General features: G+C 53.8%; 15 protein-coding genes and 1 pseudogene. 10 read left to right on the forward strand and 6 right to left on the reverse strand.

Features of this window, described 5'->3' with window-relative positions; all coding sequences use genetic code 11:
* Window positions 1-66 precede the first annotated feature (66 nt).
* Complete coding sequence (gene mqo, locus BBB56_RS21215) at window positions 67-1722, forward strand: malate dehydrogenase (quinone) (protein WP_123802911.1); 1656 nt, start codon at window positions 67-69, stop codon at window positions 1720-1722.
* A 333-nt stretch (window positions 1723-2055) separates the two neighbouring features.
* On the opposite strand, the gene BBB56_RS21220 is transcribed toward mqo, so the two are convergent.
* Entirely contained in the window at window positions 2056-2532 is a 477-nt protein-coding gene (locus BBB56_RS21220) for a GNAT family N-acetyltransferase (protein ID WP_123802912.1), read from the reverse strand.
* Window positions 2533-2698: 166 nt separating this feature from the next.
* Here BBB56_RS21220 and BBB56_RS21225 point away from each other — a divergent pair, with 166 nt between their 5' ends.
* On the forward strand, window positions 2699-3208 hold the full coding sequence (locus BBB56_RS21225; RefSeq protein ID WP_370661872.1) for a GNAT family N-acetyltransferase: 510 nt from the start codon (window positions 2699-2701) through the stop codon (window positions 3206-3208).
* 66 nt (window positions 3209-3274) lie between these two features.
* On the opposite strand, the gene BBB56_RS21230 is transcribed toward BBB56_RS21225, so the two are convergent.
* The gene (locus tag BBB56_RS21230; protein ID WP_123802913.1) at window positions 3275-3787 is read right to left on the reverse strand and encodes a GNAT family N-acetyltransferase; all 513 of its coding nucleotides are present in this window, start codon (window positions 3785-3787) and stop codon (window positions 3275-3277) included.
* Between the two features lie 18 nt (window positions 3788-3805).
* Window positions 3806-4249, reverse strand: a complete 444-nt coding sequence (locus tag BBB56_RS21235) for a GFA family protein (protein ID WP_123802914.1) — start codon at window positions 4247-4249, stop codon at window positions 3806-3808.
* A gap of 100 nt (window positions 4250-4349) precedes the next feature.
* On the opposite strand from BBB56_RS21235, the pseudogene BBB56_RS21240 reads away from it, so the two are divergent.
* The 3 genes and pseudogenes from BBB56_RS21240 to BBB56_RS21250 form a co-directional block, all read left to right on the forward strand.
* Window positions 4350-4535, forward strand: a pseudogene (locus BBB56_RS21240) (TetR/AcrR family transcriptional regulator C-terminal domain-containing protein); the annotation flags it as partial.
* 217 nt (window positions 4536-4752) lie between these two features.
* Window positions 4753-5289, forward strand: a complete 537-nt coding sequence (locus BBB56_RS21245; RefSeq protein WP_123802916.1) for a carboxymuconolactone decarboxylase family protein — start codon at window positions 4753-4755, stop codon at window positions 5287-5289.
* 84 nt (window positions 5290-5373) lie between these two features.
* Window positions 5374-5796, forward strand: a complete 423-nt coding sequence (locus BBB56_RS21250; RefSeq protein ID WP_123802917.1) for a cupin domain-containing protein — start codon at window positions 5374-5376, stop codon at window positions 5794-5796.
* 54 nt (window positions 5797-5850) lie between these two features.
* On the opposite strand, the gene nfsB is transcribed toward BBB56_RS21250, so the two are convergent.
* The 3 genes from nfsB to BBB56_RS21265 all read right to left on the reverse strand — a co-directional run bounded on the left by nfsB (window position 5851) and on the right by BBB56_RS21265 (window position 8982).
* A complete protein-coding gene (gene nfsB, locus BBB56_RS21255; RefSeq protein WP_123802918.1) occupies window positions 5851-6504 on the reverse strand; it encodes an oxygen-insensitive NAD(P)H nitroreductase in 654 nt (217 codons plus the stop codon).
* Between the two features lie 378 nt (window positions 6505-6882).
* On the reverse strand, window positions 6883-8082 hold the full coding sequence (locus tag BBB56_RS21260; protein WP_123802919.1) for an L-dopachrome tautomerase-related protein: 1200 nt from the start codon (window positions 8080-8082) through the stop codon (window positions 6883-6885).
* Between the two features lie 270 nt (window positions 8083-8352).
* Window positions 8353-8982: an MBL fold metallo-hydrolase gene (locus BBB56_RS21265; RefSeq protein WP_199756285.1), complete on the reverse strand. Its 630-nt coding sequence runs from the start codon at window positions 8980-8982 to the stop codon at window positions 8353-8355.
* Between the two features lie 2 nt (window positions 8983-8984).
* Between BBB56_RS21265 and BBB56_RS21270 the strand changes: the two genes are divergently transcribed.
* The 5 genes from BBB56_RS21270 to BBB56_RS21290 all read left to right on the forward strand — a co-directional run bounded on the left by BBB56_RS21270 (window position 8985) and on the right by BBB56_RS21290 (window position 13049).
* On the forward strand, window positions 8985-9422 hold the full coding sequence (locus tag BBB56_RS21270; RefSeq protein WP_199756283.1) for a hypothetical protein: 438 nt from the start codon (window positions 8985-8987) through the stop codon (window positions 9420-9422).
* A gap of 41 nt (window positions 9423-9463) precedes the next feature.
* On the forward strand, window positions 9464-10429 hold the full coding sequence (locus BBB56_RS21275; protein ID WP_123802921.1) for a LysR family transcriptional regulator: 966 nt from the start codon (window positions 9464-9466) through the stop codon (window positions 10427-10429).
* Between the two features lie 462 nt (window positions 10430-10891).
* Window positions 10892-11899, forward strand: coding sequence for a hypothetical protein (locus BBB56_RS21280; RefSeq protein WP_123802922.1), 1008 nt, complete (start codon window positions 10892-10894; stop codon window positions 11897-11899).
* Between the two features lie 113 nt (window positions 11900-12012).
* Window positions 12013-12279 carry a substrate-binding domain-containing protein gene (locus tag BBB56_RS21285; RefSeq protein ID WP_123802923.1) on the forward strand — a complete coding sequence of 89 codons (267 nt, stop codon included), beginning with the start codon at window positions 12013-12015 and terminating at the stop codon, window positions 12277-12279.
* A 77-nt stretch (window positions 12280-12356) separates the two neighbouring features.
* Window positions 12357-13049 (forward strand): hypothetical protein, encoded by a 693-nt coding sequence (locus tag BBB56_RS21290; protein ID WP_123802924.1) that lies wholly within the window; start codon window positions 12357-12359, stop codon window positions 13047-13049.
* The last annotated feature ends 98 nt before the right edge of the window (window positions 13050-13147 follow it).

Consider the following 13147-nt stretch of genomic DNA (forward strand, 5'->3'; position numbering starts at 1 on the left):
ACCACGCAACAAGCGCACGCCTCGCTATTCGTCGGCAGCGGCAGATGGGTATAAGAGACAGATATAATGCTGCAACAAAATAAGATCTTCCCTGCGTTATCTCTTATCGCACTGTTAGTGAGTTCAGTCGCACATGCTGAAGACGCTAACAAAAAAACTGATGTACTTCTGATTGGCGGCGGTATCATGAGCGCCTCTATGGGAACGTTACTGCAAGAGCTTCAGCCTGACTGGAAACAGCTCATGGTTGAAAAGCTGGATGGTGTTGCGCTCGAATCATCCAATGGCTGGAACAACGCCGGTACTGGCCACTCAGCTAATATGGAGCTGAACTATACGCCAGAACGTCCGGACGGTTCGATAGACGTCTCTAAAGCGCTTGAAATCAATGAAGCCTTTATGATTTCCCGCCAGTTCTGGTCATCCCAGGTGAAGCGTGGTGTATTAAATGACCCACACTCTTTTATTAACTCGACGCCGCATATGAGCTTTGTATGGGGTGATAAAAACGTTGATTACCTGACCAAACGTTATCAGGCTCTGCAACAAACCACCCTGTTCCAGGGGATGAAGTTCTCTACCGATCAGAATCAGATCAAACAATGGGCACCTCTGATCATCGCCGGGCGCGATCCGCATCAGAAAGTTGCAGCAACCTGGACGCCGGTCGGAACCGATGTGAACTACGGCGAAATTACCCGCCAGCTGGTTGGCAGCCTGAAAAAAGACAACAACTTCAAGCTGGAAACGTCCTCTGAAGTAACGGGTTTCAAACGTAACAGCGATAACTCCTGGCACGTCACCATTACTGACGTGAAAAGCGGTAAAGAGCATGCTGTAGATGCTAAATATGTCTTTATCGGCGCAGGCGGCGGAGCGTTGAAACTGTTGCAGGAAACGGGTATTCCGGAAGCTGAAAATTATGCAGGTTTCCCTGTCGGCGGTTCTTTCCTTGTTACTGAAAATCCGGAAATCACCCGTCAGCACGCCGAGAAAGTGTATGGACAGGCTTCCGTAGGCGCGCCGCCGATGTCGGTGCCACATCTGGATGCTCGTTTCCTGGATGGCAAGCGCGTTGTTCTGTTTGGACCTTTTGCCACCTTCTCAACCAAGTTCCTTAAAAACGGCTCGTTCTTCGATCTGCTGAGCACGACAACGACCAAAAACGTGGGTCCGATGACAGACGTAGGGCTGGATAACTTTGATCTGGTGAAATACCTCATTGGCCAGGTAATGTTAAGTGACGAAGATCGCTTTGAGGCGCTGAAAGAGTATTATCCGTCAGCACGTAAAGAAGACTGGAAACTCATTCAGGCAGGTCAGCGCGTACAGATCATCAAGAAAGATGCTGAAAAAGGCGGCGTGCTCAAACTGGGTACGGAAATCGTGACCGATAAACAGAAAACCGTGGCTGCGCTGTTGGGCGCTTCTCCGGGGGCCTCTACCGCCGCGCCTATTTCCATCAATGTGATGAAAGAGTTGTTCCCAGAGCAATTCAAGTCGGCAGAGTGGCAGAGCAAGATCCGTGGTATCGTTCCTAGCTATGGACAGAAACTGAACGGCAACGTTTCGCTGACCCAGCAGGTTTGGGATGAAACGGCGGCAACGTTACAGCTGGTCAAACCGCCAGTAATCCAGATGAAGGACGCTCAGGAATCTCCTCAGGCTCAGCCTCAGAAATCCAAAGCAGCGGCTGAAGGTCAGCACGATATGGCGCTTTAATCCTCAGGGATTATCATAAAGCCCCTGAAGTTATCTTCGGGGGCTTTGTTATTTCTGCATCCTCAGAACGCCTGTCTGCGACTCAATCTGAGTGCCAGTGAAAAGAGTCAGGAATAAAGGTATGCCGCTTGCTGATACTGCAAAATGCAGGCAAGCCATTTACGTTATCATTCCCCACTATTAAAAGAGCAGATGCCTTTTCCCTTTGATAAAAACCTGCATAAGGTCGTAATGCTGCTGATGAGATTAAGCGGACGCAGGCCTGAGATACTCCAGCGTTCGACCCGCCGCGCTAATGGCCTATAGCGACCCTTGCGTTTCGGCAGAGAATCCCTACTCCCGAAGTGTTATCGACATTTCCATACAGCGCAGTTCAGCTCGCGCAAGTGCTGATGGATACATGCTTTCCCGCACAAGCCTAAAACCATGCTTTTGATAAAAAGTGCATGCGTTCGGGGTTGAAGATAACGTTAACTGCTTAAATCCACGCTCACGCGCTTCCTTTTTAATGGCTTCAATAATCTGCCCCCCTAACCCTTGACCTGTATATTGAGGTAGCGTGAATACCGCCTCAACACTACCAGAAGCAAGATCAAGAAAGCCTGTCGCTACCGGTCTGTTATCAGGTCCATCAATAACAAAAAAGGGATTTGCGGCAATCACGTTTCTGAAACTTTCGGGCATGCCTGGCGGTGTCCAGGCGGCAATAACCGCATCGTCGTAGCTGTTTTTACATCCGTGACGTATAGCCTGGTTTCGAATATTCCAGCACTCTTCTGCCTCAGCAGGCACAGCTCGTCTGATTTTCATCGCTTCCCCTTGTGCGTTTTCCTCTGCTGACCCCTTACATTTATCATAAGAGCATTAAAGCAACCCACTAAGATTACCTGACACGATAACGCCTGAGACAACGCGGAATGCGCCACACAGCCGCTAACGCCGAGAGAGAGGCGCTGCGCTGCCCGCCAGTGAATCGATGCCGCTTTTGCCATTATCGTCTATGATGCTGATAAGCATAACGACAGGGGATATCGCCTTGATTACCGTGGAAAAATCCGACCCGCTCTCACCAGACTCGCAATATTTAATCGAAAAGCTGTCAGCAGAACTTGCTGCGATCACGGGTGACAATGGTAAAAGCCATTTCGCACCCGCCTCGATGGATGAGGAGAGATCGCTGTGGGCGCTGGCAAAGGATCAGCAGGGAAAGGCGACCGGATGCGGCGCTATCCGACCTCTGACCGATAATATCGCCGAACTGAAAAGGATGTTTTCCGATCGCAGCGCGCCGGGTATTGGCGATGCGTTACTGGTTTTTCTGGAAACAGCCGCGCAGAGAATGGGATATGGCGCAATCTGGCTTGCCACCCGACGCGTTAACCAGCGGGCGATACATTTCTATGAGAAAAATGGCTATGCGCGCATTGCGAATTATGGTCCCTACAAAGATCGCGAAGAAACGGTCTGCTTCTCAAAAGCCTTGTAGCCGCATCCCCTTTTTAACCGCTAAAGCTACGGGTGCCCTGCGTTCTCCGCCAGCCTCGCCAGACGTTTAAAACCAAAGCTGCATGGCAACCCGCCGGTCAGGATCAAGGCCGCCCTTCGCCTCTGCGGTCAGCAGCGCGCTCAGCCGTGGTGACAGTTCGGCCTCATCAATCATATTGAACCCCAGCGACGCATAAAAGCGCGCGTTAAAAGGTGCGAAGCGATCGGTCGTCAGCGAAGCGCCGCGCAAGCAACGTTTCCTGCCCTCGGCAAGCAGCGCCTCAATCAGCTGACGGCCAATACCCTTGCGCTGCCAGTCTGGATGGACGTCCGCTTCTGCAATATGTAATTCATTATCAACGATGCGGCCTGCGGCAAATCCAACGGGAGTCTCGTTCTCGCTCAGCGCAACAAGCAGTACCCCTTCACGACACAGCCGTCTGAAGTCGTCGATGCTGGAGGCAACCGCAGGACCTTCGACCGCTCCCGCGCTGCGCAGGGTTTCAAAGGCGGCGATTTCAATCGCGCGTAATGCCTTCAGGTGATGGCGCTGCGCGGTTCTTATTGCAATTCCGGTCATTTCATATCTTAACGCAGGTTATTTCAGGCTTTCCGCCGGGGTAAGCGCTAACGCCTCCAGCAGCGACCGCAGTGATTCGACAGACCCGCTATGGTTTATGGCTGAGCGCGTTTCATCCCAGGGCATGGCGTCATCGGTACAGTAATCGCCGATACAGGTCATCTCACATGGCTCATCCAGTAAACCCACTGGCACCCAGACAAAGGTGCTGCCGCGCAGCAGATTAGGCACAGCAGAGCCGCACAGAGAGCAAAAATCCGTTCGATAACCTGTTGGCTTAGACCATGAGGCGATCTGGCTTTCTCCTGTTAGCAGAGCGAAATCGCTGCTTTTAACAAGCGTAGCCAGATTGTGTCCGACTCCGCTTTGCTTTCTGCACAGCGAACAGTGACAGCGATAAAATTTCGCAGGCTTTACTGACAATTCAAATACAACTGCTCCACACAAGCACGATCCTTTCATTTCGCCCACTCTCAGGATTTGGTTTCGGCAGCAGATATAACCGTATCCGCCTTCATACTGTCAATGACAGGGGGTGAAGCTGCCTCTTCGGCCCGGCTGTGACCGGGGTGTGCTGAAGCTTTACGATCCGCGGGAAGCGGCGGACGATCTGGCCGGTTTGTGGCTGGGTATGACCAGCCTTGAGATCAAGCTGGGCGCCAGGAAAACCCTGTCCGATGAAGAAATCACCCATCGGGTCGTTCATGCTATCGCCCTGTTTATGCGCATTTACGCCGTCGAGCCGTAGCCTGGCGCGTCATCAGCGCCGCTTGCAAAACAGGGTTTCCGGCTACGATGCGCGCTGCCGTTACCTTCCTGATTTTATCTTTTCAAGATAAGGTCTTAATTGCCGCAGTAACTTTTTCACGCCGGTTACCCGCAGTACTTTACTCCTGCATTCAGCGCGCCAGCATCCGATTAGCGATGCTGGCGTCTGTACCCGTAAACATAATCAGGAGTCCGATATGAGTCGTTTACACACCCTCACCGAGAGCGAAGCAACCGGCAAAACCGCCCAGCTGTTTGAGGCGATCAAAGGGAGCATGGGTAAAGTCCCTAATGCCTATCTGACCATCGGCAGCCATTCGCCTGAGGTGCTTGGGCAGATGCTTCAGTTAAACAGCACGCTGCATAAAGGCAGCCTGAGCGCCCGCGAGCTTGAGGCGATTAATCTGGCGGTCAGCGAAGAGTCCGGCTGCGATTACTGCCTGGCGGCGCATACGCTGATGGCAAAAAAAACGGGCTATTCCGATGAGCAGACGCGGGAGCTGCGCGACGCGCATTTTAGCGCCGATGCGCGTATCGACGCGCTGGTACAGTTCGTTCAGTATCTGGTCTCCACTCGCGGAACGGTGCCCGCCGCTCGCCTGGAGTCATTCCGCCTGGCGGGATTCAGCGAGCAGCAGGTTATTGAAACCCTGGGCGCAGTCAGCGCCATTCTTTTTACCAATATGGTTAATCGCGTCAACGATACGGTCGTTGATTTTCCTCGCGTCAGCTAATCCCGTGTGGCCTCCCGTTGCAAAGAGATCGCTCCTCTCTGCGACGGGACGCGCTAGCCCAGAGCTTATTCAGGAGTAAATGTTATGGCAGAGACCTCCTCACAAAAATCAGCGCGCTTCAGACCCGCCGAGGTCGCCAGGGCGCTGCCTGCGTCGGCCCCTACCTTGCTTGCAGACATCTATCTTACCGACCGACCGGATGCCAGCAGCCGCGTCTTCCGCGCCTATCGCGGCGTGCCGCCCCACTATCACCGCGAGTGCGACGAGTACCTTTATGTGCTTTCAGGCCGAGGCACGTTCTGGATGGAAGATAAAAGTCAGGAAGCGGAATTTGGACCGGGCGATATGCTTTTTTTTGAACGCAACGTGGTACATGCGTTGCCCACATTACTGGAGGAGCCAGTGATTTTTCTGACGCTGGACACGCCCCGCCGGTCGCCGAAAGACGTGGTGTTTATCGATCCAGAGGAGGGCGACGCGGCAGGGTTTATGGAGCGCAATCGCTAAAGAGAACATCAAAAAAAGTCAGGCAATTGCCTGACTTTTTCTTTTCTGGCTGGCTCAGATGAAGGTGAATATCTCTTCACGCGGCAGGCGGGATTTAGGCAGCGTGGCGTTGAAGTCTTCTTCGCTGCGATAGCCCAGCGATACGAGAACCACGCTGGTCAGGCCCTTTTCACGCAGCCCCAGCGCCTTATCCAGCGCTGCGGTATCAAAACCTTCCATAGGCGTCGCATCGATTTCCATCAGCGCGGCGCTCAGCAACAACCCGCCAAGCGCGATATAAACCTGCTTTTCCATCCACTGCGACAAATCGCGCAGCACGTAGCGATGCAGATCCACATAGCTGCGACGACTTTTATCCTGACCCGCTTTGGCCGACGCATCGCGAAAACGCCCTGCCTGTTCCTCATGCGCAAGGATGTTTTGCAAATGGTCCTCGCTCAAATCTGCGCGCATACAGAGCGCAATAACGTGCGACGCATTAAGCACTTTCGGCGCGTTGTAGGAGAAGGCGTCAGAGGTCGCTGCCGAAATGGCCTGTTTTCCCGCTTCCGTAGAGGCGATAACAAAATGCCAGGGCTGAGAATTTACTGAAGAAGGCGTGTTTTGCAGCATATGCAGCAGCGTTTCGATCTGAGATTGCGACAGCGTATGCGTGTTATCAAACGCTTTTACCGTATGGCGTGTTGCCACAGCTTCACTGAGAGTCATAGTGATACCTCTTTATTATGTTGAGCGAAGATTAACCGGCTGCGCCTGCCCGACAGATAGCAAGCGCTTGCGGCCTTTATTGTCTTATTCAGTTGTCTGGCGGCGCACTCGACACCGCTTCCGATACCAGGGCTCTCTGTTTATGGGACCGGCTGTTATACAGCTCGCGTCGGCCTGATTCACCGACTCCCTGTTAGCGGATCGGGAATACTTGCCTGACGCGGTTTGTTTCAGGCGCGCAGCGCCTCCCTGTCTGATGCGGCGGTCCTGCCTTAAGGCAGCCTCGGTTTTAAGTAAGCGCGCCTGCTGACAGCACGCTAAAAAGCAGGGAGGTGGTGGTCCGCACCTGCTTTTCAGCGAGCCGGGTTCGGAGGCGGCTTAGCCCGCAGGCGCTGGCGCGGAATCTATTTTTACGCGCATCAGCGCATAAGGTTTCTGACGCAGATCTTTACCGCCGTGAAAACCAGGCTGGCGGTTAAGCTGATTAACGGTGAAGTAGAGATAGCCGTCCGGCCCAACCGACAGCGTATCCGGCCAGAGTATTTCCGGGCCGTGCGCGACAGTAGACCATTGCCCGTCAACAGAGCGTTTGCGAATGGCATTGCGCTCATAGTCTCCGGCGTAGACGACGCCTGCCGCATCCGTTTCCAGCCCGTCGGACGCGCCCTTTTCCCCCAGATCTTTCACCGCGGCGGCAAGCTGAGCCTCGGAAACGTCCGGATCCCGTAGCAGATCGGTGGAAACAGAATAGAGATGTCGGCCAGACAAAGGACTGTAATAGAGGGTCTTCCCATCGGGGGAAATCGCGATGCCGTCGGAGGCGACGCTAAAAGGCGCGGTGGTGCCGTCGGCGTGACGCTGTAATAACGTCTCCCCCTCGACAACAGGCGAGAAGCCCGGCTCCGGTGACGTCGAGCGATCGCCTTCCAGCCTGCGCACGGCTTTTCCGCTGTCAAGATCGATAACGATAATGGCTCCGATCCCTGACAGTGATGAGTCAGTAACATAGGCTACCCCTGCCTTACCGACGCGGAAATCAAATCGCATATCATTGACATAGGTGGCGGGTTTGATCACGCTCGCTGGAAAAACCAGGGTTTTCTCAATACGGTTAGTTTGCAGATTGACCGCAACAAGCTTAGCCCCGCCAGCCACAGGCCGGGAAAATCCTGGCGCAGCCGTATCCAGCAGCCACACGCGGCCCTTACCGTCTGCAACCACGCTCTGCACGCTCAGTAAGTGGGTCGCCGGATGATGATTATCCGCAATATTGACCTCAGCGTCAGGCCAGGGCACCACGCGATCCCCTTTCACTTCTCCTGCCGTAAACGGAACATCGTCACCCCAGCGCGGGAAGTTCACAAAAATGCGCCCGCCCTCCGTCACCGTTACGCCAGTAGGCATGGCGCCGGCAAAGGTGGCAACGACTTCCGGATGACCGATGCTGCGATCCTGAGCCAGCTGGCTCAGCGCAACGCTGTGGCGGGCAGACACGGCCAGCGCGCTGCTGCTGATACCGCCTGTAGCCAGCGCAACAGCCAGTGCGACCGTGCTGGTAAAGGTGCGTAACTTTTTCATTTTATGTTCCTTACAGGATGTAAACCGGCCGGCTCCGCCAGCGGTAAGCAGAAACCTCTGGCAAGCGCCGCGACGGTAAATGACGCCGCGCGCCTGGTGACAAGGCGCGCCGTCGCGCTGTGAATGCGATAACAGGAGATTACGGATTGAGAGCATGCAGAAAAACGGGGGAAGCGCATCAACACTTTCACTCCGGCAGTGAAAATCAGGGCGGCGTCGCATCTTTCAGAGGGAAGGTAAAGACGGAGCCTGCCAGGCTCCGCGCGTGTCTTACAGCAGGGTATAGGCCGAAGCGTCGGTGACGCGAGCTTCAGGACTGGAGATGGCGTTATGCAGAAGTCCAGTCACCCTGCCGCCCTGGAGCAGCGCAGGTACGTCATGGATGGGCAGCATAAAGCGCACCCCGGAAAGGGCTTTTTTGATGGCGATTTTTTCCTCCAGCGTCGACATTGCCCGGTTGCCGGTGAGGGTCGGCTCGCCCAGGTTCAGGCCGTCGAGGAAAGGGTCGATAAGACTGCCCTGAAGGTTATACACCACATCGCCGCTGATACTGGCGATGCCATCCGGCGTATCCACCAGGACCGAAATCGAACCCGGCGTGTGGCCGCCGCTCAGGCGCACCCTCACCCCTGGGATGACCTCTTCCTCATAGCTTCCGTCCACGTCAAACAGCCGCAGCGCGCCTTTTGTGTACAGGCGATCAAGCAGATGCCGGGTATCTTCCAGCGCATACATCGCGGGTCCCATAATACCGGATGCGGCGAATGACAGCTCGCGTCTCGACAGACAGACCGTGGTGGTCGCTGGAAACAGATAATCTCCGCCCGCGTGATCGACATGCGCATGCGTCTGGATAACGTAACGAATGTCTGCTGGCTTCAGTCCGTGCCGGGCAAGCAGCTATGGCAGCGTCATCTCGCGCGTCTGCCCGTAGCAAAGAGCAGCTTTTCGTCAGCGCGCTTGAGCATTATGTCCGTAGCGCGCCCGCACAGTTTCTGTTACAAAAACAGCCCTATGGGTGGCAGAATATCGAAGCGTTGTTGCTGGCTGCGCCCTTTAACAATCCTGCGTTTGACGGTTGCTTTATTATCAACTCAACGCGTGAGGTCGCCGTTCTGCCCGCTGCTGCGCTGGAGATCGTGCGCGATTTTCGTCATGCCGTCATCGAACAGATACAACTGAATTTACCCGAACAGAGCCATGCCGCCGTGATGGCAGACATCATCTGGTCAACGCTTGTTGAAGCCTGTCTGGAAGCGAATGACAGGCTTTATCGGCGAGGGTGGCAGGCGCGCGTGACCGGTTTACTGCGTTTTCTCAGGTCATCTGTTGACCGGTAGCGCAGACGCCCGACCGCATCCCAACAGGTTTTGGAGGCTGAATGATACGTCTTGAAGATGTCACGCTGTTCGTTCGTTCTGCTGCGCTGGGCAGCTTTTCCAGCGCGGCGCGCGAAGCCGATATTCTTCCCGGTCAGGTGAGCGCCGCCATTAATCGCCTCGAACGCGATCTCAATAAACGGCTGTTTGCACGCTCAACGCGAAGCCTGCGTCTCACCGCCGAGGGAGAAGCCTGGCTGCCCTATGCGCAGGAGATGCTGAGCATTCTCCAGGCGGGCACGGAGCGCCTGCGCGGAAGTGAGGATGAAATGCAGGGTGAACTGAAAATCGCTATTCCGTCCGACATCGGGCGCAATATTATCCTGCCGGTGATCACCGCTTTCTGCGAAAAACACCCTAAGATTTCGATTCGTCTGTATCTGTCCGATCACGTCAGCGATGTCTTTCGCGATCCGGTGGATGTGGCTATCCGCTATGGGATGCTGGAAAACAGCAGCTACGTTGCATTGCCGCTGGCTGAAGATAATCGCCGCGTGCTTACCGCCTCCCCAGCCTATCTGAACAAACACGGCAGGCCGCAGCAACTCGATGATCTGCTCCAGCATCATTGCCTGCTCTATACCCTAAACGGGCACGTTTACGATAAGTGGTCATTTCCCGAAAACGGCCTTCGTCGCCAGCTGACGGTCAGCAGCAGACTCTTGTGCGATGATGCCGATCTGGTGCGACGCTGGGCGGTGGCGGGAATGGGGATCGCGTATAAATCCTGGATAGACGTCAGCCCCGATGTTCTGGCGGGAAGGCTGGAGGTGTTGCTTCCGCAACAGCCCGGAGAAGCCGTGCCGCTTAATCTCATCTGCCCGCATCGTAAGCAATTTTCTCCGGCGATCCGCGAGCTGCACGCCTTGCTGCGCGACCAGCTTAAAGCCATTACGGCGTTAATGCGCACCCATCCGGCTTTTTTACAGAGCGACGGGACGGTCTTGCCTGCGAACCAGAGCGCATAAGGTCCCATCGCGCCAGGTCGCCCGCAGGAGAGGCTGTCAGCAAGGAATGTGATTAAGATCGATGCGCAACAGCTTGCAGCGCGTATCGATTACAGGAAACAGCGGGTCAGATACCAGCAGACGGCCGGCACGGTTAACCGGCCTGCCCCTGTTCCCGTCACCGATTCAGACAGGCTCAACACGGAAGCAGGCATGAGCGCTGTTTTGCCCTGCTGTCAAAAATCAGCCTCGCAAACCAGAGCAAACTAGCCCGACGTGACTATGTGCATCAGTTCCTCATTCAATTGTGATGATGTTGCGTATTTAGCGCCCGAACATTTTTAATCACTCAGCGTAAATATTCGCCATTGCTTTCCGTCAGTGCAGCAAATAAGTAAGCAGGCTTATAACGTTGACTTTCGTTCAGCGCCAATTTATAGATGAACAGATGCCGATATAAATTTTATGAAGGGATACAGGCTTATGCTCTTGCAGGAAAGACTTCAACAGGAGGTCATTACATCTGTAAAAAAATCACTCAGTTTTGATATTCTTTATCAAAGAATAAGACCTGATATATCCCCCTTTATCGATGCGACCTCAACACTGCCTTTAAAAAATCTCGATGACTGGGAACGTCTTATCCGAGGCGCGATCGGGTGCTTTTTTTCGACGTCAACGCAAGCGAATGCAAGATTTGAATCGCATCAGGTGGGATCGCTAAGGTGGCTTGATCTTTGTCATGCCGATGGCTTCAGACGTGAAAGAGCACTAAGGGTAATACCAGAGGGCGCGCCAAATGCTTTTTTACTGGCGTTAGCGGTCCGAAGACTGAATGACTGGGTGCCTCAGGTAAGAGAAGCAGCACGTGATGCACTGCCCCTTATTGCCGCATCTTCAGACCCGGAAACTCTCGTTGACGTTTTATTTATCACTCTTCCTTACTGGAATACATGGGGAAGAATGGGCGAGTCAGAAAAGGATGTTCTGATGAAGATTATTTCTATGCATAGCGTCACAGAGCCGCTTAAAAAAAGGCTTATGTTATCGACATCAGGACCGGCTGCGACGCTCTTTATACAGACAGCTCGCACAGCTGCGTTAGATAATTTTCTGGCTGAGATTGCTGTTTCATCGGTTCAGCCCTCTTTACGGGCAAAAGCCTATCGCTGCTTGTTTGAAGGGAAAGTGGTATGGGCTGAAGGGCTGACATGGCAGTGGGTTGATAAAGCCTATGGCATCAAACGTCGCATCCCGGTTTTAAAAGAGCGAGCGATATCTACCGCCCGCCCCTTTCTTGAGACTCTGCGAAAGGCAACTCGCGATCCTTCGCCTATGGTCCGGCGGATAGCTGGCGAAATGCTTATTAAAGAACTGGATCGCATCGGCGATGAAGCATTACAACTGGCAAAAATACTGGCATCCGACCCATCGTCCTCGGTTGCGGAGCGAGGAAGGTATGCGCTGACCGACTTAGAGAAGCGGGCGTAACGCGAGGCGCATTATGTGAAAAGTAGTGTCCGCTGCGTCAGGCGTTCTGCATTTTTCCGCCAGCGGTCGTCAACGTTTGCCAGCTTTCGCCAGAATGATTAAAACGTTCGGATATGGACGAGGCGCGCCATAGCTTCGCGTTACGTCTGCCTGAGCATCTCTGCGTGATGGGCTATAACAATATCCTGCTAAGCGGCTGGTCATTCTGTTATCTCACCACCTTCATCCAGCCGGTCGAGCAGTGTGCGCGTGACGCGGTGCAGTGGCTTATTGCCCAGGAAGAGCGCCAGATAATGTTGCGTCCACGAGCGGAACAGCAACACAGCCGTTTACGCTATGAAGCCAGCGTAGTATGGCGCGGTTCGGTACAGAGGGGCTGACGCGCTGCATGATGAGGCGTCCGATGCATAACCGAAATCAGAAATAGCCTGTGTCCATACATGCCAGAAGGTCCGTCATGAAACCAATCAGTCTGCAAGAGAGGTATCGTTCTGCAAATGAGAACACCGTCGCGATGTGGGCGAAAAATGCAGGAATCGGTGAAGTCAGAGAAGAAAGCTACTACGATCCGGCAAAACTTGCTCTGGCGACAGGTATACAGCCGCCTGTGTCCTTTAATGTTTCCTGTCTTATTAGTGAATTGCAAAGGCTCACAAAGGATGATCCGCTTGCCGATACACTACCGGCACAGGGTTTTCATTTTACCTTCTTACCCCTGACTTTGCCCCTGTATAACCTGAACCAGCCGTTGCCAGCAAAAGTGGCTCAACTGACGAATATCTGGGCTGAGTTTCATGGAAGAAAAATCGTTATCAGGAATCTTCGGTTAGTGGCGTTGCCCAGTCAGTTATTGCTTGCAGGCATCCCTGAGACTTCTGCAATAGCCATGCGCCAGTCATTCAGCGAGAAGGTTTTGGCGTCTCAGTGGAAAAATGAGTTGCTGATGCGCCATACCAATAGCGCATTACCGGCACCGTTCTGGCACAGTACGCTTCTACGCTACAGAGCCGCTTTTTTACCCGCAGCCCTACGTCAGTTTTTTCTTGAGCGTCAGGCCAGTGATTTTGCAGATGCGGCTGGAGAATTAACCTTAGCGAAGGTCAACTACAACTGGACAACATGTTATCCCTTAACTGAGTCGGTGCGCTAACCTGCCAGTGATGTTTTATGTCTCCCTCTGCCTGCATCCGTGCTGGCTCAATCGGCTATTTTGCGACAGCGAGTAATACCTGGTTGATACTGGTAATA

Origin of the sequence: Candidatus Pantoea deserta (genome assembly GCF_003813865.1) — a bacterium.
Classification (GTDB): domain Bacteria; phylum Pseudomonadota; class Gammaproteobacteria; order Enterobacterales; family Enterobacteriaceae; genus Pantoea; species Pantoea deserta.

Excerpts from the sequence above, each read along its gene's own strand:
- BBB56_RS21275 (WP_123802921.1), top strand. The coding sequence starts at position 9,464 with ATGATACGTCTTGAAGATGTCACGCTGTTCGTTCGTTCTGCTGCGCTG.
- BBB56_RS21290 (WP_123802924.1), top strand. The coding sequence starts at position 12,357 with ATGAAACCAATCAGTCTGCAAGAGAGGTATCGTTCTGCAAATGAGAAC.
- BBB56_RS21230 (WP_123802913.1), bottom strand. The coding sequence starts at position 3,787 with ATGACCGGAATTGCAATAAGAACCGCGCAGCGCCATCACCTGAAGGCA.
- BBB56_RS21225 (WP_370661872.1), top strand. The coding sequence starts at position 2,699 with ATGCCGCTTTTGCCATTATCGTCTATGATGCTGATAAGCATAACGACA.
- BBB56_RS21245 (WP_123802916.1), top strand. The coding sequence starts at position 4,753 with ATGAGTCGTTTACACACCCTCACCGAGAGCGAAGCAACCGGCAAAACC.
- BBB56_RS21250 (WP_123802917.1), top strand. The coding sequence starts at position 5,374 with ATGGCAGAGACCTCCTCACAAAAATCAGCGCGCTTCAGACCCGCCGAG.
- BBB56_RS21220 (WP_123802912.1), bottom strand. The coding sequence starts at position 2,532 with ATGAAAATCAGACGAGCTGTGCCTGCTGAGGCAGAAGAGTGCTGGAAT.
- BBB56_RS21280 (WP_123802922.1), top strand. The coding sequence starts at position 10,892 with ATGCTCTTGCAGGAAAGACTTCAACAGGAGGTCATTACATCTGTAAAA.
- BBB56_RS21235 (WP_123802914.1), bottom strand. The coding sequence starts at position 4,249 with ATGAAAGGATCGTGCTTGTGTGGAGCAGTTGTATTTGAATTGTCAGTA.
- BBB56_RS21285 (WP_123802923.1), top strand. The coding sequence starts at position 12,013 with ATGGACGAGGCGCGCCATAGCTTCGCGTTACGTCTGCCTGAGCATCTC.
- BBB56_RS21270 (WP_199756283.1), top strand. The coding sequence starts at position 8,985 with ATGGCAGCGTCATCTCGCGCGTCTGCCCGTAGCAAAGAGCAGCTTTTC.
- BBB56_RS21260 (WP_123802919.1), bottom strand. The coding sequence starts at position 8,082 with ATGAAAAAGTTACGCACCTTTACCAGCACGGTCGCACTGGCTGTTGCG.
- nfsB (WP_123802918.1), bottom strand. The coding sequence starts at position 6,504 with ATGACTCTCAGTGAAGCTGTGGCAACACGCCATACGGTAAAAGCGTTT.
- mqo (WP_123802911.1), top strand. The coding sequence starts at position 67 with ATGCTGCAACAAAATAAGATCTTCCCTGCGTTATCTCTTATCGCACTG.